At 58.5% G+C, this 23459-nt stretch carries 22 protein-coding genes; 20 read left to right on the plus strand and 2 right to left on the minus strand.

What is annotated here, in order from left to right:
• The first annotated feature begins 2 nt into the window (after positions 1–2).
• Complete coding sequence (locus ACT4OC_RS18210) at positions 3–752, plus strand: glycosyltransferase (protein ID WP_444840414.1); 750 nt, start codon at positions 3–5, stop codon at positions 750–752.
• A gap of 33 nt (positions 753–785) precedes the next feature.
• Here the strand turns inward: ACT4OC_RS18210 and ACT4OC_RS18215 are convergent, their stop codons facing one another.
• A complete protein-coding gene (locus ACT4OC_RS18215; RefSeq protein WP_444840415.1) occupies positions 786–1604 on the minus strand; it encodes a class I SAM-dependent methyltransferase in 819 nt (272 codons plus the stop codon).
• A 30-nt stretch (positions 1605–1634) separates the two neighbouring features.
• Positions 1635–3455 (minus strand): hypothetical protein, encoded by a 1821-nt coding sequence (locus tag ACT4OC_RS18220; RefSeq protein WP_444840416.1) that lies wholly within the window; start codon positions 3453–3455, stop codon positions 1635–1637.
• A 579-nt stretch (positions 3456–4034) separates the two neighbouring features.
• On the opposite strand from ACT4OC_RS18220, the gene ACT4OC_RS18225 reads away from it, so the two are divergent.
• The 19 genes from ACT4OC_RS18225 (at position 4035) to hisH (ACT4OC_RS18315) (ending at position 23458) form a co-directional block, all read left to right on the plus strand.
• Positions 4035–4673, plus strand: a complete 639-nt coding sequence (locus ACT4OC_RS18225; protein ID WP_444840417.1) for a winged helix-turn-helix transcriptional regulator — start codon at positions 4035–4037, stop codon at positions 4671–4673.
• Positions 4670–5176: a transcriptional activator RfaH gene (locus ACT4OC_RS18230; protein ID WP_444840418.1), complete on the plus strand. Its 507-nt coding sequence runs from the start codon at positions 4670–4672 to the stop codon at positions 5174–5176. Before ACT4OC_RS18225 ends, ACT4OC_RS18230 begins: the two co-directional genes overlap by 4 nt.
• Before the next feature lie 129 nt (positions 5177–5305).
• Entirely contained in the window at positions 5306–5980 is a 675-nt protein-coding gene (locus tag ACT4OC_RS18235; RefSeq protein WP_444840419.1) for an acylneuraminate cytidylyltransferase family protein, read from the plus strand.
• Positions 5977–6975 carry an NAD-dependent 4,6-dehydratase LegB gene (locus tag ACT4OC_RS18240; protein WP_444840465.1) on the plus strand — a complete coding sequence of 333 codons (999 nt, stop codon included), beginning with the start codon at positions 5977–5979 and terminating at the stop codon, positions 6973–6975. Before ACT4OC_RS18235 ends, ACT4OC_RS18240 begins: the two co-directional genes overlap by 4 nt.
• 31 nt (positions 6976–7006) lie before the next feature.
• The gene (locus ACT4OC_RS18245) at positions 7007–8047 is read left to right on the plus strand and encodes an N-acetylneuraminate synthase family protein (RefSeq protein ID WP_444840420.1); all 1041 of its coding nucleotides are present in this window, start codon (positions 7007–7009) and stop codon (positions 8045–8047) included.
• Positions 7998–8864: an NAD-dependent epimerase/dehydratase family protein gene (locus ACT4OC_RS18250; protein ID WP_444840421.1), complete on the plus strand. Its 867-nt coding sequence runs from the start codon at positions 7998–8000 to the stop codon at positions 8862–8864. The genes ACT4OC_RS18245 and ACT4OC_RS18250 overlap by 50 nt, the downstream gene beginning before the upstream one ends.
• Before the next feature lie 3 nt (positions 8865–8867).
• A complete protein-coding gene (gene neuC, locus ACT4OC_RS18255) occupies positions 8868–10094 on the plus strand; it encodes a UDP-N-acetylglucosamine 2-epimerase (RefSeq protein WP_444840422.1) in 1227 nt (408 codons plus the stop codon).
• Between the two features lie 23 nt (positions 10095–10117).
• On the plus strand, positions 10118–11185 hold the full coding sequence (locus ACT4OC_RS18260; protein ID WP_444840423.1) for a nucleotidyltransferase family protein: 1068 nt from the start codon (positions 10118–10120) through the stop codon (positions 11183–11185).
• A 12-nt stretch (positions 11186–11197) separates the two neighbouring features.
• Positions 11198–12472 (plus strand): N-acetyl sugar amidotransferase, encoded by a 1275-nt coding sequence (locus ACT4OC_RS18265; protein ID WP_444840424.1) that lies wholly within the window; start codon positions 11198–11200, stop codon positions 12470–12472.
• Complete coding sequence (gene hisF, locus ACT4OC_RS18270) at positions 12472–13230, plus strand: imidazole glycerol phosphate synthase subunit HisF (RefSeq protein ID WP_444840425.1); 759 nt, start codon at positions 12472–12474, stop codon at positions 13228–13230. Before ACT4OC_RS18265 ends, hisF begins: the two co-directional genes overlap by 1 nt.
• Complete coding sequence (gene hisH / locus ACT4OC_RS18275) at positions 13227–13871, plus strand: imidazole glycerol phosphate synthase subunit HisH (RefSeq protein ID WP_444840426.1); 645 nt, start codon at positions 13227–13229, stop codon at positions 13869–13871. The genes hisF and hisH (ACT4OC_RS18275) overlap by 4 nt, the downstream gene beginning before the upstream one ends.
• Before the next feature lie 17 nt (positions 13872–13888).
• Positions 13889–15199, plus strand: coding sequence for a lipopolysaccharide biosynthesis protein (locus ACT4OC_RS18280; protein WP_444840427.1), 1311 nt, complete (start codon positions 13889–13891; stop codon positions 15197–15199).
• Between the two features lie 13 nt (positions 15200–15212).
• On the plus strand, positions 15213–16253 hold the full coding sequence (locus ACT4OC_RS18285) for a Gfo/Idh/MocA family protein (RefSeq protein WP_444840428.1): 1041 nt from the start codon (positions 15213–15215) through the stop codon (positions 16251–16253).
• A 23-nt stretch (positions 16254–16276) separates the two neighbouring features.
• Positions 16277–17230 (plus strand): Gfo/Idh/MocA family protein, encoded by a 954-nt coding sequence (locus ACT4OC_RS18290; RefSeq protein WP_444840466.1) that lies wholly within the window; start codon positions 16277–16279, stop codon positions 17228–17230.
• Positions 17227–18660, plus strand: a complete 1434-nt coding sequence (locus ACT4OC_RS18295; protein ID WP_444840429.1) for a hypothetical protein — start codon at positions 17227–17229, stop codon at positions 18658–18660. The genes ACT4OC_RS18290 and ACT4OC_RS18295 overlap by 4 nt, the downstream gene beginning before the upstream one ends.
• On the plus strand, positions 18660–19919 hold the full coding sequence (locus ACT4OC_RS18300; RefSeq protein ID WP_444840430.1) for a hypothetical protein: 1260 nt from the start codon (positions 18660–18662) through the stop codon (positions 19917–19919). Before ACT4OC_RS18295 ends, ACT4OC_RS18300 begins: the two co-directional genes overlap by 1 nt.
• Before the next feature lie 517 nt (positions 19920–20436).
• On the plus strand, positions 20437–21660 hold the full coding sequence (locus ACT4OC_RS18305) for a glycosyltransferase family 4 protein (protein ID WP_444840467.1): 1224 nt from the start codon (positions 20437–20439) through the stop codon (positions 21658–21660).
• A 38-nt stretch (positions 21661–21698) separates the two neighbouring features.
• The gene (locus ACT4OC_RS18310) at positions 21699–22847 is read left to right on the plus strand and encodes an N-acetyl sugar amidotransferase (protein WP_444840468.1); all 1149 of its coding nucleotides are present in this window, start codon (positions 21699–21701) and stop codon (positions 22845–22847) included.
• Positions 22844–23458 (plus strand): imidazole glycerol phosphate synthase subunit HisH, encoded by a 615-nt coding sequence (hisH, locus tag ACT4OC_RS18315; RefSeq protein WP_444840431.1) that lies wholly within the window; start codon positions 22844–22846, stop codon positions 23456–23458. The genes ACT4OC_RS18310 and hisH (ACT4OC_RS18315) overlap by 4 nt, the downstream gene beginning before the upstream one ends.
• The last annotated feature ends 1 nt before the right edge of the window (position 23459 follow it).

A 23459-nucleotide genomic window follows, 5' to 3' on the forward strand; every position in this document is an offset into this window, starting at 1 on the left:
GCATGAATCAGAGTAATCCATGTAGCGCTGCGGCGGAAAAGGACGTCTCGATCATCCTGCCTACTTATAACGAAGCAGGGAACATACTGACGCTTGTCGACCGGATCGAAGCGGCTGTTCCTGAAGGTTGGCGCTATCGAATTCTCGTGGTCGACGACAGCAGTCCGGATGGCACTTACGATGTCGTGCGCAAGCGTGCCGAACGCGACTCGAATGTGAGGGCGATCCTGAGAACGGACGATCGCGGATTTGCCAAATCAATCCGCCACGGTATCGAGCAAGCGGATTCGGCTCGTATCATCGTGATGGACAGCGATCTCACGCACGATCCGCTCGAGATTCCGCGCCTACTGCATGTTGGAGAAGTCTACGACATCGTCAGCGGATCGCGTTTCTGTGCCGGCGGCCGGATGGTGGACATGTACCACTATCTCGCCAGTATGCTGTTCAACTGGAGCCTGCGGTTACTGATTGGCACGCAGGTGCAGGACAATCTTGGCGGCTATTTCACTGCGCGCCGCGACCTTATCATGAAGCTGCCAGTTGACGAGATATTCTACGGCTACGGCGAGTATTATTTCCGCCTGCTGCATTTCGCCCAGCATGCGGGCCATTCCATCGTCGAGATACCGAGTTCGTATTTGTTGCGCGGCACAGGGAAAAGCAAGTCCAACTGGTTCAGGATGGTCCGGACCTATAGTGTGGCGGCCATCAAACTGCGTCTGTTGATCTGGCGGTTGAACAGAACGTAGTGAGTCATCCTCGTAGCCTTCGTGCTTCTTTCATCACGGCATTCGCTTTTTCAGGGAGTAGAAGAAAAGGCAGCCTTCGCCGTGGTTCAGGTGCGACATCAGCCCGCGGATGGTCCTTGTGATTAGTCCGGAATAGAGTCGCCGTGCCGCCGGCCACATGGCCCAGCGGTTACAAAGCTTCTTCGACACGAAGGCCGGCAGCGCGATTACCGTCAGAACATCATAGAACGTCGAGAGGTCGCGCGGAACATAGGCGTGATGCGAAACGACTTCGAAACCGGCTTCCGCGAACATGGCGCGCCATGTCTTGTCGTCATATGCGTGATAATGGTTCCAGAAGCGGTTGTAGAAGCGGCCGTAGCGCTTCGCGAACGAGGGCATGCCAAGCGCGGAAAGCATCCGCGCCGGCGCCGTCGCGAGTTCGAGCCGGTCAGACGGGATCGTTATATGGAAATGCCCATCGTCCGCGAGCAGCCGATTGGCTTCCTTGAGAACCGGAACGAGGTCGGGAATGTGCTCGAGCACGCTGTTGGAAATAATTGTAGCGAAGCTCTTGTCGGGCTTCGGAATGTCGTTTCCGAGGCATGCGATCAACTCCCTGTAGGCCAGGGTTTCGCGTGCGGCGTCCAACTCCGCCTTATCCGGATCGATGCCAGTGTCGATCTGCTCCGAGCACAGGATTGAAGCGAAAATGCCGTCGCCGCACCCGATGTCGAGGATCGGCCCCGGCCATTCATTGCGGACGTGCATTTCACATTCAATCGCGCGCTCAAGCGCAAGCGCGGCCGGAGCAATTTCCAGGTAGCGGCGGAGAAAATTGTCAGCAAATTTCAAGGCAGCCCCTGATTTCATTGGTGCTCTCGCCGCCGGCTGTCACTCAGCTCAACGACGAGAACGCATGATGACGTAACTGGCATTCCGAAATGCCACCTCGAAGGGAGCCATTTCCTTCAGGTGCTCGTCGGAGCGCAAGATCAAATAATCGAATGCTCCAACCTGCGATCGGGACGCGGCGTCGATTTCACCGAGCCGTTTGAGGAAATTGGGATCCACCCCATCCGCCTTGAATATCCCCGGTATATCCCGGCTGTAGGGGTAATAGAGGAGCATATGATAAAAGGCCAGCGACTCGTAAGTGCTGTGGTCCGGTGGTGTGACAAACCCGATCTTGAGCCTCTGATTGTACTCATCGAGTGCGCTCTTCCGGACCGAACCGAGTCTTTCAACGACGTCGGCGCCTTCCCGAATGAGGTCGAGGACGTGGAAATAGCGACGCAGTTGCATCTCGCGCGGCAGAATGGTGAGCCCGTAAAGTGGTACAAATGGCGCTCCACTTGTGTAGAATTCGATCAGAAAGCTGTCCTCGATGCTGGTTGATGCGACCAGCGTGTCATGCCTGGTCTGCTCGGCGAGCCAAGACAGAGCTTCGAGCTTGTCGCGATCGATAAACCAGCGTGCCTTATCCAATTGCGGAGGCCGGGCAATTGCTGTCATGGCAGACAAAAGGGCCAGGACAACAATCGAGGCCAATACTCTGGTCCAAGGTCGTTGCTGAAGAAATAGCGAGACGTCCGCTACGATATTCGGGCAATTCCGGAAGAGCATCTCTGCTCTCCTCCAAAGCCACGCAACGCAGGCAAGAAACGCGATTGCCGCAGACCCGCGCAGCCACAACCGGTTCCCCAGTTCGAATGACTCACAGACCAGGCCGATGATCGCAGCCGCGACCAGCAGGCACTTGGCCAGGAGGTTGCGCGCAGGGTCGTCGGGAACGATTTTTCCGAATGCGATTGGGGCGGCCAGCCACAGCATCGCCCAATTGAGACGAAGATCGAGGGTCTGACCGTGCTGCAAAGCTTTGCCTAAATCGGTGGCATAGAACTGACGTAGCTGCCAATACGAAAACGCCAGCCCTATCGCGAGTCCGGCTGACGATCCGATTACCGGCCAGTTGATGCGCCGCGTCATCAGCAGGTCCGCTCCAACGAACAAGCCGAAGCCCATGAGGATGCACGCGCTGACGGCGAGACCGGCCGTTCCGCATACAACGGCGATGGCGAAAAGAACTGCGAATCCAGTTGCGGTCGTTCGTTGCATCTGATGAAGGAGCAACGCAATAGTCGTGAATCCCAGCGCCCAGAAAAGACTTGGATTAACCAGCCGCGCGAACCCTGGCTCAAGCAAAAGGATCGAATGAAAATCCAGAGTTAATGTCTGCGCATAGAAGCTCAGCGCAAAGTTGTCGAGCGTATGGAGTATTGTGACAGCGAGTATCGTTGCGATGATGAATGAGAATGTCCGCCGAAGAATTGCGTCGAGTGCCCATAGGAAGGCGAGTGACATCGCGGCTGCGTTTAGGATGAGCAGAATAGAAACCGCGACGCGTTTCGACGGGGTCAACCATTGCGAAACGGTCCAGAGAACATTTCCGAGTGCGAGGCCACCGAGATATGTGCAGGCGATCTGGTTGCCCTGCAGGGGTTCAGTCACAGCTTCCGCTTGATGACGGCAAGACCTGATGCCCCTCTTTAGTAAGGCGAAGTAGGCATAGTTGTCGCTCGCATCGGTTCTGGAACTGGCCAGCGGGACGCCGGCCCTGTAACCGTCGTCGATGGACAGGCGCACGATCAGCCCCGAATACATCATAAGGGCGGCAAGCAGGGCTGCGATTGAGTAGTCGAGGAGCCGACGTCGATGCGTCACGTTTGGCGGGCCCTATGCGAGGTGCGATTGCGTTGCTGCGTGATTGAAGTACGCGCGTAGTAATCCTCAGAACGAACGATATCGTCCTCGCTGAGAGAAGGCCCCCGGTTTACATCTCGGTAATCTTGCGAAGGAAATGACGGGCTGAAGCCGCTGAGGCCTATCAGCCGACCTGTTGCAAGCATCCGGGATACAGGGTCACTGCCGCGGCCGGACCTCAGGGCCGTGTCCAGGACCGTGAGGCTGGAGTTCCAGCCGATCGAAGTATCCCGGGCGCCGAGCGCGCAGAGTCGGTCGATCTCTGGCTCCAAGGCGATGCCGCCTCGCGCTGCTCCCGCCGCAGTGTCAGTTTGCCCGAATCGATACAGTATTTCCCGTGACATACTGCCAAACTCACCCCGGTTGTCCGGTATGCAAACCTCTACATGCCTCCGTTGCCAGCGACGAGTCAGTTAATGCCGGATTAACAGCCGCTTATCCGTCCTTTTTCGGCCCGTCGTTCATCCCATGAACATAAAACTCTTGACGTTCACGGTGTGAACGCGGTAATCCAACCGCACTTTAAGGTGGGCTAATCGGGTGCCGGACACTCTGCAGGATCGGGAGGCGGATAGCGGGATCATCCTCGGGCTACTGAAGTCTGTGGAGCAGGATGGCGGGCGGTCGCAGCGCCGCCTGGCGGCCGAACTCGGTATCGCCCTCGGTCTCGTTAACGCCTACCTCAAGCGCTGTATCAGCAAGGGGCTGGTCAAGGTCCAAAACGTTCCCGCGCGGCGTTACGCCTATTATTTGACCCCGCAGGGCTTTGCGGAAAAGTCCCGTCTCACGGTCGACTATCTGACTTCCTCGTTCAGCTTCTTTCGCGAGGCGAAGGCCGATTGTCTGGTCACGTTCGAGACCGGCCGCCTGCTTGGTTTCAAGTCCGTGGTGCTGGTCGGGCGCACGGACCTTGCCGAAATTGCGTTGATCTGCGGGATCGAAAGCCAGATCGAGATCGTGGCGCTCGTCGATCCCAAATCGGCGCCGGGTCATTTTCTCGGCGTGCCTGTCGCAGCTTCGTTCGACGCGGTCGCGAAGAAATTCGACGCGGTTGTTATCACCGACCTCGAGGATGCCCACGGCAGCTGGGATCGCGCCAGAGCCCGGTTCGGCGAAGAGCGCGTTCTCATTCCGCGTCTTCTGGGAGTCACGAAGGACGTGCAAGGCAAGCCATCATGAAGCGCGTCTCCCGTCACTGGGTCGTGGTTCAAACCCGACCGAATTCAGAACGCAGGGCGATGGCGAACTTGATCCGCCAAGGCTTTGAGGTGTACTTCCCGGTCTACAGCAAGCGGCGCAGCCATGCCGGCAAGGTCGATATGGTCGCAGCGCCGCTGTTCCCACGCTATCTGTTCATTGCGCTCGATCTCGACAGCCAGCCATGGCGATCGATCCGCTCGACATTCGGCGTTGCGCAGCTGGTGTGTTATGGTGACCGGCCGGCACCGCTTGCCGAGGAGATCATTGCCGAGCTGCGAAGCCGGGAGGACGAGCGTGGGCTGATACGGCTGGGCAGCGCCTTCAGGCCGGGAGCGCGAGTTCGCGTTGTCGGTGGCGCGTTCGCCGATCACTTCGGTATGTTCGATTCCATGGGCGACGGCGAGCGCGTCGCCGTGCTTCTGGATCTGCTCGGCCGCAAGGTCCGGGCGGTCATGAATATCAACGTGATCGAAGCGGCCTAGTTCCGCTTCGATCCGCCATGCGCGAGACGGCCGGGTGAGGGGAGCGCGATCTCCGATTCACCCGGACTGCGGTAGCATGGAAAAATTCGTATGAGCGTACGACGGCCTGAGAGGCGGTTTGGTTACGGTATGAAGGTGCTTGGATTGATTCCTGCTCGCGGTGGGTCGAAAGGCATTCCGCGCAAGAATATCAAGCTCATGGCCGGCAAGCCCCTGATCGCGTGGACCATTGAGACTGCACTCAAATCATCGCTTCTGGCATCCGTGGTGGTCAGCACGGACGATCAGGAAATCGGTGAGGTGGCCCGCCGCCATGGCGCGCAGATTCCCTTCGTGCGCCCCTCGGAGCTGGCGCGCGACGATACCCCCGGGGTCGATCCTGTACTGCACGCACTCGAAGCCCTTCCCGAATTCGACGCCGTTTTGTTGATGCAGCCAACCTCGCCGCTTCGCACCGTCGAGGATATCGAAGGCTGCATCCGCCTTGCCGAACGGGTAGAGGCGGGCTGTGTCGTATCGGTTTCCGAGCCCATCCAGCATCCTTACTGGATGTACCGTCTCGATCCAGAACAGCACCTGCAGCCGTTCGTCGCTACCAAACATGTTACGTGCCGTCAGGATCTTCCGGTGGTCTATGCCGCCAATGGCGCATTGTACTTTGCAAGGAGAGAATGGCTGCAGAGCCGACGTACATTTATTGCAGCGGATACGGTCGGATACGTGATGCCGGTCGAACGATCCGTCGACCTGGACTCTCCGCTCGATTGGAAGTTGGCCGAGCTTTTGTTGAAGGAAGGGGCGTGAGCAAGGTACTAGTTACAGGAGCGGACGGCTTCATCGGATCCCACCTGACCGAAGCGCTGGTGCGCGCGGGCAAGGATGTTCGGGCCTTCGTTCTCTACAACTCCTTCAACTCCTATGGCTGGCTGGACAATTGCGCGCCCGACATCAAAGGCCATTTCGAGGTCTTTGCCGGCGATATCCGTGATCCCCATGGCGTCAGGACCGCGATGCAGGGTTGCGACGCCGTGCTCCACCTCGCGGCGCTCATCGCGATTCCGTATTCATATCACTCGCCCGACACGTATGTGGATACCAACATCAAGGGTACGCTGAACGTCATTCAGGCCGCGCGCGAGTTGGAGACAGCGAAGGTCGTTCACACCTCGACAAGCGAAGTCTACGGCACCGCAAGGTTTGTCCCGATCACGGAAGATCATCCCTTGCAAGGTCAGTCGCCTTACTCCGCAAGCAAGATCGGCGCCGACCAGATCGCAATGTCGTTCTATCTGTCGTTTGGGACGCCGGTTGCCGTGGTTCGTCCCTTCAATACCTATGGGCCCCGGCAATCCGCGCGCGCCGTGATCCCAACGATCATCACTCAGATTGCCAATGGCAAGCGGAGCATAGCCCTTGGAGCGACAAGTCCCACCCGCGATTTCAACTATGTCGGCGATACGGTCGCCGGGTTCATCGCAGCGCTGAATTCCGAGCAGGCAATCGGCGAAACCATCAACCTCGCCAGCAATTTCGAGATTTCGATTGGCGACATAGCGTCGGCCATTGCCGAGCTGATGGGGGCGAAGATCAATATCGTAACGGAGGAGCAGCGGCTGCGTCCCGAAAAGAGCGAGGTCGAGCGGCTGTGGGGCAGCAATGACAAGGCAGCGGCGCTTCTCGGATGGCAGCCGAAATATGGCGGGCTGGATGGTCTGCACCGGGGGTTGGGTGAAACGATAGCCTGGTTCGCCAACGACGCCAACCTGTCGCGCTACAAATCTGATCTCTACAATATCTGACCGGCACTCCTGGCATCTCTTGGAGGTCATCATGCAAGACGTAAACCTCGGTGGCCGCAAGGTCGGCCTTGAACACCCGCCGCTGGTGATCGCGGAAATCGGCATCAATCACGGTGGTAGCCTGAAAACCGCATTTGAGATGGTGGACGCAGCGGCGAAGGCCGGCGTGGAGATGGTCAAGCATCAGACCCATGTCGTCGATGACGAGATGAGCCATGCCGCCAAACATGTCATTCCCGGCAATGCCAGGGAGTCGATCTATGAAATCATGGCGGGCTGCGCCCTGAGCGAGAACGACGAAATAGCGCTCAAGAAATATGTCGAATCGAAGGGCATGATCTTCCTGAGCACGCCCTTTTCGCGCGCCGCGGCGGACCGTCTTCAGCGGATGGATGTCTGCGCGTTCAAAATCGGCTCGGGCGAATGCAACAATTATCCGCTGCTCAAGCATATCGCCGGGTTCGGCAAGCCCATCGTCCTCAGTACGGGAATGAATACGATCGAGAGTGTGGCCAAGGCGGTCGATATCTTCGAGGCCGCACGGATACCTTACGTCCTGATGCACACAACGAACCTGTATCCGACGCCACCGCATCTGGTGCGCCTTGGAGCGATGGTCGAGCTTGCCAACGCGTTTCCCGGGTCCGTGGTTGGACTGTCGGACCACACGACCGACAATCTGGCTTGTTTTGGTGCCGTGGCGCTGGGTGCGTCTGTCCTGGAGCGGCACTTCACCGACAGCATGGATCGCAAGGGGCCCGACATAGCCTGCTCGATGGACCCGCAGGCGTGCAGCGAGCTGATCAAGGGCAGCCGCATCATCGCGGTGGAGCGCGGGGGCACGAAGGGACCGGTCAAGGAAGAACAGCCGACGATTGACTTTGCCTTCGCTACCGTCGTGACGATCGCCCCAATTCGGGCCGGCGAAGCCTACACGAAGGACAATATCTGGGTGAAACGGCCGGGCACCGGGGAGTTGCTGGCCGAACGGTACGAAGACATTCTGGGCAAGGTCGCCGAGCGTGACCTGGCTGCGGACACCCATCTTGCGTCGAGCGACGTTCGCTGGTGACGATCACTTGCGAGAGATCGTCGTAACCGGAGCGAGCGGTTTCCTGGGCCGCGCCCTCATGGCTGAGCTGAGCCACGGGGGGCTGCCGGCCATGGGTGTCTGCAGGAGAGCCTTGAACGGAATGCATCGGGTCGCCGATTATCGCGATACGCCCTCGGCTGATGTGCTGATCCACCTGGCGGAGGAGCCGGATCGAGCCGTTGCGAACCGTGTCGATGCGGCGTCTTGCGATCAATCCGACGTCATCCGCCGGTTGAGCGCCCGGGCTGGCAAAATCATCTATGCATCCTCAGGCGTGGTGTATGGCGACAACGGTCGCGCGCCGTTCGCGACGGATCATCCGGTGCACGGTTATGACCTGTACAGCCGCTTGAAGATCGCCAATGAGCGGGTTGTGCTCGATGCCGGCGGTACCGTGCTTCGACTGGCCAACCTCTACGGCGCGGGCATGTCGCCCAACAACGTGATTTCGGACATAGCAAGACAGATTCCCGGCGATGGGGCGCTGCGCATCAGGGACGACAGGCCAGTGAGGGACTTTCTTGCGGTGACCGATGCCGCGCGGGCTTTTGCGCTTGCCACCAAGGCCACCGTCCGCGGAATCCTCAACATCGGTACCGGTAAAGGCCACTCGATCGGGCAAGTGGCGAAGCTGGCGCTCGAAGTGGCCGGCCAGCCGCGTCGCGAAATCGTCGCAACCAGCCCCAGCGGAAAGCCATCGGTCAACGTTCTGGAGGTGTCCGAGACGTTGCGGCGTCTCGGCTGGTCCAGCACCCGCTCGTTGCGGGATTATTTCCTGCAGGTTCTTTCGAGGTGAAGATTGTCAAAGAATAAGCGCAAAATCGCCGTGTTCACGGGAAACCGGGCGGAATATGGTCTGCAGTTTCCCATCCTCAAGGCGATCAGCGAACATCCGGAGCTGGAATATCAACTGCTCGTCTCGGGTGCGCACCTTGATTCCAACTTTGGGCGCACGCTGGACGAAATCCAGGCCGACGGCTTTCGGATCGATGCCGAAGTCAAGATCGACATGAAGGGCGACCTGCGTATCGCGACCGCACAGGCGATCGGCTCCGGCGTGTCGGCGGTAAGCACGGCGCTGCAAAGATTCTCACCCGATCTGTTCGTTGTTTATGCCGACCGCTTCGAGGGCTTTGCGGCTGTTATCGCCGCGACCCAGATGAATATTCCGACGGCGCACGTCGAGGGCGGCGATCTCACGGAGGGCGGCGCGCTCGACGATTCGGTACGGCACGCCATGACCAAGCTATCCCACCTGCACTTCACCACGAACCAACAGGCCAGCAACAGGATACTGGGGATGGGCGAGGAGGCGTGGCGCATTCATACAGTTGGATTTCCCGCGATTGACCTGATCTCCGAGGGGCGCTTTGCCTCCGTCGATCAGGTCGTGGCGCGCCTGGGGCTCGACATCACCAAACCGATCGTATTGTTCACGCAGCACTCGGTCACGACCGAGTTTGAATTGGCGGTCCAGCAGGTTCGCCCCTCGCTGCAGGCGCTCGCGCAACTGGCGGAGCGGGGTGTTCAGGTTATTGCGACCTATCCCAACAACGATGCGGGCGGCCGTTCCATCATCAAGGCATTGGTCGAGCTGAAGAACAGGAATCTTCCCGACCTGCAGTTTCACACTTCGCTCGGCCGATCAATGTATCACGGTGTGCTGGCGCTGGCGCGCGACAGGAAGATCCGCGTTGCGTGCGTCGGCAATTCGTCCTCCGGCATCAAGGAAACTCCGGCCTTTGGTTGCCCGACCGTCAATATCGGATCACGCCAGGATGGCCGTTTGCGCGGGGCCAACGTGATAGATGCCGGCTATGATACGGATGCCGTGGCCGGCGCTATCCAGCGTTGCCTCCATGACGAGACCTTCCGTGCGATAGCGCACAAAACGGAAAACCCCTACTACTTGGGCGGAGCCGGCAAGAAGATCGCGGCGGCACTCGCAACCGTGCCGCTCGGTCAGAAGCTTCTTAGGAAATCGATGACGTTGAAAGGCGAAGTTCACGATGGCTGGTATCGCTGAATCGCTCAAGGCAAGGGCCTGACGTGACAGTTCCCCCGACCAATCCGTCCGATCAGTGGAAGAAGACGCTTGTGCCGGCGAACAGCACAATTGTCGAAGTCATCCGGAATTTGGAGCAGTCCGGTTTGCAAATTGCTCTGGTCGTGTCGGAGGAAGGCTCGCTGCTGGGTACACTGACCGATGGTGACATCCGCCGCGGGCTGCTGCGCAATCTGGACCTGAACAGCCCGGTCGAGTCGCTTATCTATCGTTCTCCGTTGGTCGCGCCGCGCGATCTGGCTCGCGAAACCGTGCTTCAGATCATGCAAGCCAACAAGAAGAACCAGATGCCCGTCGTGGATGAGAACAGGCGGGTTGTCGGCTTGCACGTCTGGGACGAGCTCATGGTCCCGGCAGAGCGACCAAACCTCATGGTCCTCATGGTGGGCGGAAAGGGCGAACGATTGCATCCCCTGACCCAGAATTGCCCCAAGCCCCTGTTGCAGGTCCACGGCAAGCCGATACTCGAACACATCATCGAGCGTGCGAAGGCCGAGGGTTTTGGCCGCTTCGTGCTGGCGGTCCACTATCTCGGGCACATGATAGAAGAGCACTTCGGCGATGGAAGCCGCTTCGATGCCCAGATCGAGTATTTGCGCGAGGAGTCGCCGCTTGGAACCGCCGGCGCGATCGGTCTTCTTGGTGGGCGTCCCGAAGCTGCCTTCGTGGTATCCAATGGCGACGTTCTCACGGACATTCGCTACGGCGAGCTGCTTGATTTTCATTATCGACATGCTGCCACGGCGACGATGGCAGTACAGCGCTACGAATGGCAACACCCGTTCGGTGTTGTCGAGACGAACGGCATGGAAATCGTCGGGTTCGAGGAAAAGCCGGTTCTCCGCAGCTACGTCAATGCCGGCGTCTACGTGCTTGAGCCGGAAGCGCTGGATGCTCTTTCCCCTGGAGATCATTGCGACATGCCGACGCTGTTCAGCCGCCTAAAAGCGCGCGGCCTGCGCACCATTGTCTATCCCATACATGAACCCTGGCTTGATGTCGGTCGCGTCGAGGACCTCGAGCGTGCCCGCAATCCCGCCAAGAAAAGCTGACGAGAAAGAAACATGAATTCAAGGTCGGAATTCCTGGCCCGCTTCGATCCGGATAGGAGCGATGCCGAGGCGCTCTACGGGCTGCCAAAGCGCGTCATGTTCTGTCGTCGCTGCGTCATCTCGAACCAGCGGCCAAGCTCGACCGTCGAATACAAAAAGACCGCCGAGTCCGTTCAGGATACGATCTCGTTTGACAGTGACGGCATTTGCGATGCCTGCCGCTACCAGGACACGAAAGCGGACGAGATCAATTGGGAAAAACGTGAGGCGCAGCTGGTCGCCCTGCTCGACAAGCACCGCAGGATCGATGGCGGCTACGACATCATCGTGCCGGGGAGCGGAGGCAAGGACAGCGCCTACACCTCGCATATCCTCAAATACAAGTACGGGATGAATCCGCTGACGGTGACATGGGCGCCGCATCGCTACACCGAGATCGGCTGGAAGAATTTCGAGAACTGGATCCACGCCGGCGGTCTCGACAACATTCTGTTCACGCCGAACGGGCGGTTGCATCGTTACCTCACGCAGCAGGCGTTCCTGAACCTGCTTCACCCGTTTCAGCCTTTCATCGTCGGACAACGGATCATCGGACCGCTCATGGCGCTTCGGTTCGGCGTCCCGCTTGTGATGTATGGCGAGAACCAGGCGGAGTACGGCAATAGCCGGGATGAAAACTTCAAGCCGTCCATGGATCGCAAATTCTTTTCGGCCGATGATCCGGCCGCGATGGTGATTGGCGGAAAGACGATCAACGAGATCATCGCGGAACAGAAGTTCAGATTGAATGACTTCGCGCCCTACATTCCGCCGAAGGCGGAGGAGCTGGAGGCGAAGAATGTCGAGGTGCACTATCTCGGCTACTACCTGAAGTGGGATCCACAGGAATGCTACTATTACGCCACCGAGCACACCGGATTTCAAGCCAACAGCGAGCGCACCGAGGGGACCTACTCCAAGTACAGCAGCATCGATGATCGCATCGACATGTTTCACTATTATACGACGCTGGCCAAATTCGGCATCGGCCGGGCGACGTATGATGCTGCGCAGGAAATTCGCAACGGGAAGATCACCCGCGACGAAGGCGTGCAGCTGGTGCGAAAGTTCGACCAGGAATTTCCCAGGAAGTATTTCCACGACTTCCTGGAATATATCTCGCTCGGTGAGGGCGAGTTTCATGCGACGGTGGACAAGTTCCGGTCGCCGCATTTGTGGAAGCACGAAAACGGCGTATGGAATCTTCGTCACGCTGTCTGGCATGACGACGCACAAATGGCCGGCTGATGAGCAACGTAAGGCTCTTTGCCCGGCTTGACGTCAAAGGGCCCAATCTGGTCAAGGCCGTTCACCTCGAGGGATTGCGGGTCATGGGCGATCCCCAGGAGTACGCGCGGCGCTACTATGAGCAGGGAGCGGACGAACTCATCTATATCGACATTGTCGCCAGCCTCTACGGGCGAAACAATCTGACCGAGATCGTCCGGCGCGCTGCGCATGATGTCTTCGTGCCAATGACGGTCGGCGGCGGCATCCGGAGTTTGGAGGATGTGCGCGATCTCCTGCGCGCCGGCGCCGACAAGGTCGCGATCAACACGGCGGCCGTGAAGCGGCCGGAGCTCGTGACCGAGGTTTCGCGTCGTTTCGGATCGCAGTGCATGGTGCTGTCGATCGAGGCTAAGTCTCAGGGGCAGGGTACTTGGGAGGCGTACACCGATTGCGGGCGGGAACGTTCCGGCCTGGATGTCGTCGACTGGGCCCGCCGGGGCGTCGAGCTCGGCGCCGGCGAGATATTGATCACGTCGATCGATAGAGAAGGCACGCGAAAGGGCTTCGATCTGCCGCTGGTGAAGGCAATCGCTTCTGCGGTATCCGTTCCCGTCATCGCAAGCGGTGGATACGGGGAGACACGCCATCTCGCGGAGGTCGTGTCTCAGGGAGCGGATGCGGTGGCATTTGCCGACGCATTGCACTATGGCCGCACGACGATCCCGCAGTTGCGGGAAGCGGCCCGGGCTCAAGGCCTCAAGGTGAGACAAGCGTGAGCAAGGCCGGCGTCACCGTCATCGATTATGGCATTGGCAATATTTTCAGCGTGCGGCGTGCGCTGGAGCATTGCGGTGCGGACGTTCAGCTGTCATCGACGGAGACTGAAATCGCGGCCGCCGATCGCATCGTTCTGCCGGGTGTCGGTGCATTTGCCGATGGAATGAAGGGGCTGCGCGATCGGGGTCTCATCGATGTCGTTTCTCGGTTCGCGGCCACGGGCCGTCCGATTTTGGGCATCTGTCTCGGCATGCAAATGCTGGCGACGTCCAGCGAGGAGTTCGGCGAGCATGAGGGTTTGGGCTTGATACCCGGCCGGGTCATCAAGGTTCCGGACACAACGGTTGAAGGTAGGCTGCATAAGATTCCGCACATCGGCTGGAGTGAGCTATTCCCGGTCTCGGGCGAGAACTGGGCGGCGACAATTCTCGAGGATACCCCTGAAGCCACGCCGGTCTATCTGGTGCATTCATTTCATCTGGTCCCGCATGATCCCGCCGATCTGCTGGCGAACTGCAACTATGGCGGTCACCACATCACGGCCGCCGTACGGTCGGGCAACATCTTCGGCGCCCAGTTTCATCCCGAAAAGAGCGGCAAGGCAGGGCTGCAGATGCTTGCGGCGTTTCTTCGGCTATAGGGCATGCGCGAACATCGATGAGATTTCTCCACGCTGGTGCGATTTATGCGGCAGCTAACGTCGCGTCCGCAGCTGTGCCGTTCTTGCTGTTGCCGTTGCTCACACGGGTACTTACCCCCGCCGACTACGGGCATATCGTGGCGTTCGCGCTGCTGGTTACTCTCTGCATGCCGTTTGCTGGGCTGAGCGTGCATTCGGCCGTAGGCGTTGCGTGGTTCAACAAGCCCCGCGACGAAATCCCGGCCTTCAATGGCATGGCACTGGGCCTGATCGTCGTCACGACGGCCATTGTGGCGCCGATCATTGCCTTCGTTGTCAAATTGATGCCGTCGCTTGTAGCCGACCTGCCGCCGGTTTGGGGAGCAGTTGCGGCGTTGACGGCGGGGGCCAACGTCTTGCTGCAATGCCGGTTGGTGCTCTGGCAAAGCCAGAGCCAACCGCTAAAGAACGCGATCCTGCAGGTGTCTGCCAGCCTCCTGAACGTTGGTCTGTCGCTTCTTGCTGTGGTGTCCTTCGGATGGGAATCTGCGGGTCGCAATGGCGGAATTGCGGTGTCTGCAATCGCCATGGCGAGCGTTGCTGTCGCCGTGTTCACACTTTCGCGTGACGCGGCCTGGTCGTTCCGGTCAAAATATCTGGCGGAGCAGGTTCGCTATGGGGTGCCGCTGATTCCTCATGTGCTGGCCGGTGCATTTCTTGGCACCGTCGATCGCTGGATGGTATCGACGCAACTCGGCGCAGAAGCGCTCGGGATCTACGGTGCGGGAGCTCAGCTGGGAATGGTGATGACAATCCTGGCAGACGCCTTCGTGAAAGCCTATAATCCGTGGCTCTATGCCCAACTTGGATCCGCCGATGCGAATGGCAAATACCGCGTAGTAGGCGCCGTGTATGTTGCTTGGCCTGCCTTTGTCTGCGTCGGCGCGATCGTCGGGCTGATCCTGCACTGGACAAGCGGCATATTTCTCGGGTCCCGCTATGCGGACGCAGCGACTGTGATTCCGTGGTTCGTGTTAGGCGGAACCCTGAGTGGTGTGTACTTCTGCATGTCCAGCATTTACTTCTTCGCCGGTCGGACCGGCCTGCTTGCATCGTGCACCTCGGGAGCGGCGGCAGTGGGAGCGCTAGCGGTCTGGTTGCTGGTCACTCTTCTTGGCGTTCAGGGGGCCGCGATCGGTTTTGCCGTGATGCAAGGGTTGCTCGCCTTATTCGTGGCGGTTACCGCTTTCAATAGTTTTGATCTGCCCTGGTCCGAGATTCGCAAGGCCGTCGGTACTCTGCTGCAGAGTGCCCATCGTTCAACGCGTCTCAACCCGCTCAACCCATAGGATCGCCTGCGGTATGACTGCAAATTCTCCGGCCGGCCTGCGTGCCGCCGTCATTGGGCTTGGCCGCATGGGCACGCGGCATTTGGAGGCCGTAACCAGCCTCGGGATGATCGTTGTTGGCGCGGCGGATACCGACCAGAAAGCTCGAGCTGCCGCACAGGACGGCCATGGCATTGGTGCTTCGGCGTGCTTTTCCGATGGTGTGGAGATGTTGCGCAGCGTGCGCCCGGAGGCGCTGGTGATCGCCACGACGGCTCCATCACACGCGCCGCTGGTTCTTGCCGCTGCCGAGGCAGGCGTTCGCTATATCCTTTGCGAGAAACCGATGGCAACATCGTTGCGCGACGCCCAGGAAATGCTGGAGACATGCAGGCGCGCCGGCGCGGTCCTCGCGATCAATCATCAGATGCGATTCATGGAGCAGTATACGCGTGTTAAGTCGCTGATTGGCTCCGAAGCGCTTGGACCGCTTGCGAGCGTGCTCGTCGCCGCCTCGAACTTCGGTCTGGCGATGAATGGTAGTCACTATTTCGAGATGTTCCGTTATGTCAGCGGGCTCTCCGTCCACGCGGTCAACGCGTGGTTTGAAGATACGAAGCTCGCAAATCCGCGCGGGGCACAGTTTGAAGATCGTTCGGGAAGAATTCTCGCACGTACCGCTGACGGCGTGTCGATGTATCTCGACTTTTCCGTCAATGCCGGCAGCGGGGTCAGCGTGATCTATACATGCCGCAATGGCCAAATCTTTGTCGACGAATTGAACGGAGCAATGCGGGTCGTCTCCCGCAAGGCCGAGTTTCGCGACCTTCCGACGACCCGGTACGGCATGCCGTCGAACATCTATGTCGAGAATATTGCGCCGGCGGATGTGGTTGGACCGACCAAAGCGCTTTGGTCGGCGCTTCTTGACGGTCAGTCTTACCCTGATGGGGAAGCGGGGCTTCACGCCCTGGCCTGCTGCGTGGCGGCCCACGTTTCGCATGAAAATGGGGGCAACGCAGTCCGCGTCGATGATCAGAGCTTGCCAAGCACCCATCAATTCAAATGGGCCTAAGCAACGGAAATCACGTGTCGAAAATGAAGAAGTGGAAGGTCGCGATCGTTGGCGCCGGCTATATGGCGCAGGAACATGCCAAGGCGCTAAGTTCTATCGACGGCGTTGAACTCGTAGGGGTCTGCGGGCGGACGCGCCAGCGCGCCGATGTGTTGGCTCACGCCCACGGCATGCCTGTCTATCAAAGCATTTCGGAGATGTTTGCGGATACGCAGGCCGACGCGGTTGTCGTCACTGTCAATGAACTCTCAATGCCGGACGTATGTACGGAAAGCTTCAGGTTTCCATGGGTCTGCTTGCTTGAAAAGCCGGTCGGCGTGAATTTGCAAGTCGCCAGGCAGATCTTGCAGGAAAGCCGTCGCGCCGGTACTCGCGCGTTCGTTGCTCTCAATCGCCGATCGTATTCGGCCGCAAGGCAGGCCCTCCGGGAGCTGACGGCTGATGATGGCCCCCGGCTGATTTCCGTGCTCGATCAGGAGGATCAGGACGCCGCGCGTGCAGCCGGGCAACCGGAAGAAGTTGTTCGCAACTGGATGTACGCCAATTCCATCCACCTTATCGATTACTTCAGCTTCATGGCCCGTGGCGACATCGTATCGATCGAGCACGGCGCTCCCTGGACGCCGGAGTCGCCGCGTTTCGTTGCAGCTACGATTCGATTCTCAAGCGGCGACGTAGGAGTCTACCAGGCTGTCTGGAACGCGCCTGGACCATGGTCAGTGACCGTAACCAATCGCAAGGTTCGTCTCGAAATGCGTCCGGTTGAAAGGCTCGCGATCCAAAGGCAGGGCGAGCGACGTCTTACGGAAATTGAACTGGAGTCGGCGGATACGGAGTACAAGCCCGGATTGCGGTATCAGGCGGAACAGCTGATTGCAGTTCTCGAAGGGCGCAAGGCCGGTCTTGCAACACTCGATGATGCAATGCGCTCAATGGAGCTCTGCGCCAAGATTTACGGACTTGCGCCCGTCTCATGATCAGCGGCGAAGAACGGTCTAGAAGGCTTGAGAAGCTGTTTGAGCTTGAGCGCAAGCATGATCTCTTCTCGTTCAGGATAGACGGCTGGTCGGCTTGGCGGGTCTTGCGGAATCCGATCTACTGGCTCGTCGCCGAACTGCCACTGTCGAAGCCGAGCAGGCCGGCCTACGTTCGCCTCCTTGAGGCGGTGCGAGGCACCCTCGACCTTGCGAGACTTATCGTCTTTGAAAGCCGGAGAGACCTGTTGGTCAAAACGTGCCGTTCCGGGCTTAGGGTGGCGCGAGGTACTCAATACGAGGACGTGTATTTCGATCGCTTGCTCCGGAGGGGTTATTCCTCCCTCAAGCTCGTGGAGATCAACAGCCCTGATTTTGAGGCGCAGGCCACTGCTGCCTGGAGACCCGCCGATCTCGATCCGGTCGTATTTACATTCTGGGGGCGTGTGCTTGGCCGATTGTTTCCAGCCGATGCGATGTCATTCTGCAGGCGTGTTGCAGAGCTGCTTCAGGCCGAACTGCAGGTCGCCGTATCTCCAAGCTGGCTATTGATGCGTATATCGACGGTGGTCTGGCAGGCGCGCCTATATGACATGCTGTTGGCCCGAAGCAAGCCAAATGCGATTCTGGTCTCTGACACCGGGGAATACGGACTTTGTTTGGCAGCTCACCGCCGAGGTATTCGGTTCATCGAACTTCAGCACGGTGTGTTCGACGCCAGTCAACCTGACGCCATCCCGCTGTGGGTTGAGGGATCTACGGTCGAACTAGTCCTTCCGGATGTGTTGGCAACGCGAGGTGTCTACTGGAGCGAACAATTGGCATCGACCCGCCAGGGACGAGACCACGTCGTCGCGGTCGGCGATGCAATGATCGATTGGGCGCGAGCCAGGCGCAATAGCGCGCGTGAGCGGAGCGGGGTTCATCTGGTGTTGACGTCGCAGGGGCTGGATACGTCAAGGCTTGTCGATTGGATCGACGAACTTGCAAGGTGCGCGCCTGCTTCGCTCGAATGGCGGTTGTCGATCAAGCTTCACCCGGTCTACGATCGCAACCCGCACGAGTTTGAACGTTTGAAAAAGCATGCGCGGATCAGGGTCATATCCGGCGCAGAGCAGCCGAACATATTCGAACTGCTGGCCGACGGCGATTTGCATTTGACCATAGCGTCCGCTTGTCATTTCGATGCTGCCTCGATCGGCGTTAGAAGCATGATTATCCCGCTTGCTGGCCACGAGCTGCTGACTAACACAGTCGACGACAAGATGTTTTTCCTCGCTTGCACTCAGTCAAAAGTGTGGGAGATCGCAGCAAGTCCCGATGCGCCCGATCTCGCACGGGCCAACCGGTTTTCTTCTCCCGGTTATGTTGATAACCTTGCGGCGTTGCTGCCGAGCACCTTGTCAACGCTTGCTGAAGCGGAACTTACGTAGTGTCCATCACTGAAAGTTCGCTCATAAGCCAGCAGGCCGTTGCCGCGGCCGAGATCGCTGCCAATCAGGGCTCGCAGCGGCATACTGCAATGATTGGCTTCGTGGCGCTTTCGCTTCTCGTCACGATGTCACTCGGGCAACTCGACAGCTTTCAGCACGGGTCGTTGCAGTACTGGCTAGTCGTCGCGCCTGCCGTACTGCTTCCCTTGCTCGATCTAAGGGCGATTGTCGCCACCTTGTTGGGGCGGGCGAGCCTGCTGCTGTGGTTTTTGCTTTTGGCGGGTGGCTGGCATTTTTTCATGGGTGATGCCCGGGCGACAGCCCAGCTCTGCGCGCTCGTTTTGGGGATGGCCTGGATTTCCTCGCCTCGCGCGCGGATAAGTGTCCACGATCTAACACGCCTCTATCTGGTCCTGGTTTCTGTTGGTCTGCTGGTTTCGCTTTTTACGGAATTCAATCGATACGGAATTGTCCCTGGTTTCTCCGATCCCGGCTATGGGCTCTGGCGCATATCCTTCTTTCCGAATATCGCGTATACGGGAGCACTTTCTCTCGTCATGGTGCTCGTGCTTACCCGCACCAAGGCCGGCTTCCGTCAGCATCCAATCGTTTTTGCGATTGCGAGTTATTTCCTCGCGTTCTCGCTCGTGCGAGGCGCGCTTGTTGCTTTGCTGATCTATGCGGCACTGTACCGCTATTTTTGCAGGGATCAGGAAGTGCGGCCCAACCAGGTGTTCTGGATCGCCCTCATCGTTGCATTTGGCGTTCCTCTCGCTGTCTTTTGGTCCGCAGACCTGCTCGGTGCACTGCAAGATAACCGCGTAGTGTCGATTCTCTTTCTTCGTGGGAAGACCAATCTGTCCATAGACGATATATTGTTCCAGTTATACAGACCTTGGCTATGGGCCACACATTTGCAGCTTTTCCTTTCGAGTCCGGCATGGATGGGGTGGGGCTCAGCCGAATTTTATCAGTCCGTACTCGAGGCCATGGGTCCCCCGCAGACTACGACAGGATCGGAATCGCTGCCGACGAGGCTGCTGGCGAGTTATGGCATTCCCGGCGTGCTCTTTACCCTCTATTTGGTGCGCCTGTTGCGAGCATCCGCTCGAAAGGACGATCGCTGGGCTTGCGCCTGCTTTCCCGCCGTATTCTTTCTCATGGTGAACTGGGGCGGCATCTTTCATTCGACCGACGGCATGTTTGTTTTGTTGCTGCTAATGGTGACCAGGGGTTCAGCCGGTTTCGCGGGCAAATGACGAATGACGCGGAGCAGGGAGCAAGGCAAGAATGGTGCAATCCACCGCCTTCATCCGCGCCGGAGCAGCGGTCGTCGTTTCCTCGACGCCGCCGATCCGGCGATATACCAAAGCTATGTGAAAGCGAGCTGCGCACAATACCTTTGGATGTCGTAGGCACAAATGACAATGGAAAACTCGACGATCTTCGTCCATCCCAGCGCTGTAGTCGACACCGGCGCCAGGATTGGTGCGTACAGCTCGATCTGGCATTTCTCGCACCCGCCACGTGGGATGGGTCAGCGCCTTCGGGGATAGGGTGGATCTCCCGCTGTCCGGATCCGGCGAATGGCAATGCCCACATACCGGAGACGTCTACGTCCTGAACGGGGCTGACCTTTCCCGGCGAGCGGGACTCGTGGACATGCTGCAATACATTCCAGGCAAGAAGCTGGAGCGACCGCAGGTCTCCGGAAACTGAGCCAATCCATCGGGCCGTCTGTCGGCCCGATGATGTGGAAAGCCAAATGTGAAAGCCATGCGAGTATTGTATCTAGATAGTGATGGCCCGCTCGGCGGCGCGTCGCGCAGCCTTTTCGAGGTAGTGCGACCTTTGTCTGCAGGCGAAATCGATCCGTACTTCGTTGCGGTGCAGGGCACGGCGCTCGGCTTCTATTCTCAGGTCGCCAGGGACATAATCGTAACGCGTGGGCTGACCAAGTTCGACAATACGCGCTACAGCTACTATCGAGGCGTCCGTTGGCTGATCTTGATCAGGGAGATCTTCTATCTGCCTTTCACCATCGTCGCGTTGCTGCGCGCGCGAATGCGCTGGAAGGCTATCGATGTCATTCACATCAATGAAGTATTGTGCATCATTCCCGGCTTGATCGCACGTTGGCTGTTTGGCGTTGCGCTTGTCGTGCACGTTCGGTCGCCTGCGCGGATGGATGAACGATCTGCAAGGTGCCGCTGGCTGACTCAACTGCTGAAGAAATACGCAGCGGCGGTCATCGCAATCAACGAAACCACCAGGGCGACATTGCCGCCATCGTTGAATGTAGACGTCATTCAAAACTCCTTCACGCCAGCGAAATCCGCGCGGCCGGACCTGGGGATGCAATCGAAGTTGGACGCACTGAGACCGAAGTCGCTGAAGATTGGCTTTGTCGGCAACCTTCATCATTCGAAGGGGCTGTTTGATCTTCTGGAAGCCGCGAAGCTGGTTCGTGCTGCCGGCCGCGATGTTGAGTATGTGGTTGTCGGTGGAGTCACGATCGTGGATCGAGGCCTCAAGGCCAGAATCCTTGCGGCGGCCGGACTTGCGCAGAACGTGCAGGAGGAACTCGGTAAGCGGGTGGGCGAAGAGGGATTAGCCGACATCTTCCATCTGATGGGCCCAACCATCGACATTCAGCGCGTCTATGAGCGTATTGACGTAATCGCCTTCCCGTCACATTACGACGCGCCCGGGCGGCCGGTATTCGAAGCCGCATTCTTCTCCGTCCCTTCCATTGTCGCAGTCGAAAATCCGCTCCCCGACACACTGGTCCACGGTGAGACCGGCCTCGCCATTCCCGGGCGCAATCCGCAAAAGCTGGCCGAGGCGATCATGCACTTTGCCGACCACCCCGACGACGTGCGTCGGATGGGAGCCAACGCACGAGAACTCGCCGAACGGAACTTCTGCCCCGATACGAACGCCAGGAAGCTGCTGGCGATTTACAAACGCGTCGTTCAAGACAACCACACTCGCTCCTGAGAGCACCCTTGTCCTCGATTGATCGAAATCGGCTGAATATGAAAAATACTTCGAAGCGTGCGTATCAGATTTGCACGAACTGCATCATGGATACGTCGGACTCGAACATCACCTTCGATGGCCGCGGCTGGTGCGACTACTGCAACAACTATCATCAAAACATCCTCCCGAACTGGCATACGGATGAGCGCGGCCAGCGCGAAATCCAGGCGGTTGCCGAGATGATCCGCAAGGAGGGCAAGCACCGCGATCACGACTGCATTATCGGTGTCAGCGGTGGCATCGACAGCTCGTATGTCGCCTTGCTGGCGAAGGAGAAGCTGGGCTTGCGCCCTCTGATCTTTCACGTCGATGCGGGCTGGAATTCGCAGCAGTCGGTCAACAACATTGAGAAGTTGGTGGACAGCCTCGGACTTGACCTGCACACCGAAGTCATCGACTGGCGGGAGATGCGGGATCTTCAGCTCGCGTTCTTCAAGGCCCAGGTGCCTCACCTGGATACACCGCAGGACCACGCCTTCTTTGCCGGACTATATAATTTCGCCGCAAGAAGCGGATTCAAGTACGTCATTACCGGCGCAAACTATTCGACCGAATGCGTGCGGGAGCCGCTAGAATGGCACTATCACGCCACGGATTTGCGGCAGCTGAAGGACATTCACCGCCAGTTCGGAACCCGCGCTCTCAAGACCTTCCCGCTGACCGACATTTTCACTCACAAGCTCTACTATCGTTTGGTGAAGGGAATGCGGATTATCAAGCCGCTCAACAACTTTCCTTACTTCAAGGAAGCGGCGATGCAGGAGCTGGCTGATCGATTCGGCTGGCAAAGATACGCTCACAAGCACTACGAGTCGCGGTTTACGCGCTTCTATGAAGGCTATTGGCTTCCGGTTAAATTCGGTTACGACAAGCGCCGCGCACATTTTTCAAGTCTGGTACTTACCGGTCAAATGACACGCGATGATGCGTTGCTGCGGATTGCCAAGCCTGCGTACGATGCAGACACGGTGGCGCACGAGTTCGAGTATGTTGCGACCAAACTTGATCTGGCGGTCGCGGAGTTGCAGGAGTTGATGAAGGGACCGAACAAGAGTTATCGAGACTACAAATCCAGCATGCCGCTGATTGAACTCGGAACCCGGGTTCTGCGCGGGCTGGGTGTACAAAAAATGATCGTGCGATGATTACGATCGTCGACTACGGCCTCGGCAACATCGCGGCGTTTGCGACCGTCTACGGCAAGGCCAATATCAAGGTATCGATTGCCAAGACCGTCGATGACTTGAAGCAGGCATCGAAGCTGATTCTCCCGGGGGTAGGACATTTCGATCACGCCATGCGCCTTTTGCAGCAATCCAGAATGCGCGAGGCTCTTGATGAAATGGTGCTTCAGGACAAGGTGCCGCTGATCGGAGTTTGCGTTGGCATGCAGATGCTGGCCCGCTCGAGCGAGGAGGGAGAACTGCCGGGACTGGGTTGGATCGATGCGGAAGTCCGGTCGTTCAAGTCGCACGAGGGTACCAAGAGCATGTCGGTGCCCCACATGGGCTGGAACGACGTCAAGCCATTGTCACCGAACCCGCTATTCGCCGAACTTGAGGCCGATGCGCGGTTCTATTTTCTCCATTCGTATTTCATGAGTTGCGATCGCAAGGAGGATGTGCTTGCCGTTTGCAACTACGGCTCTGACTTTGCATGCGCGGTGCAATCCTCCAATATCTACGGCGTGCAATTCCATCCCGAAAAGAGCCATCGTTTTGGCGATCGCCTGTTGAGAAACTTTGCAGGACTCTGAA

Origin of the sequence: Bradyrhizobium sp., assembly GCF_052389815.1 — a bacterium.
Lineage (GTDB): Bacteria > Pseudomonadota > Alphaproteobacteria > Rhizobiales > Xanthobacteraceae > Bradyrhizobium.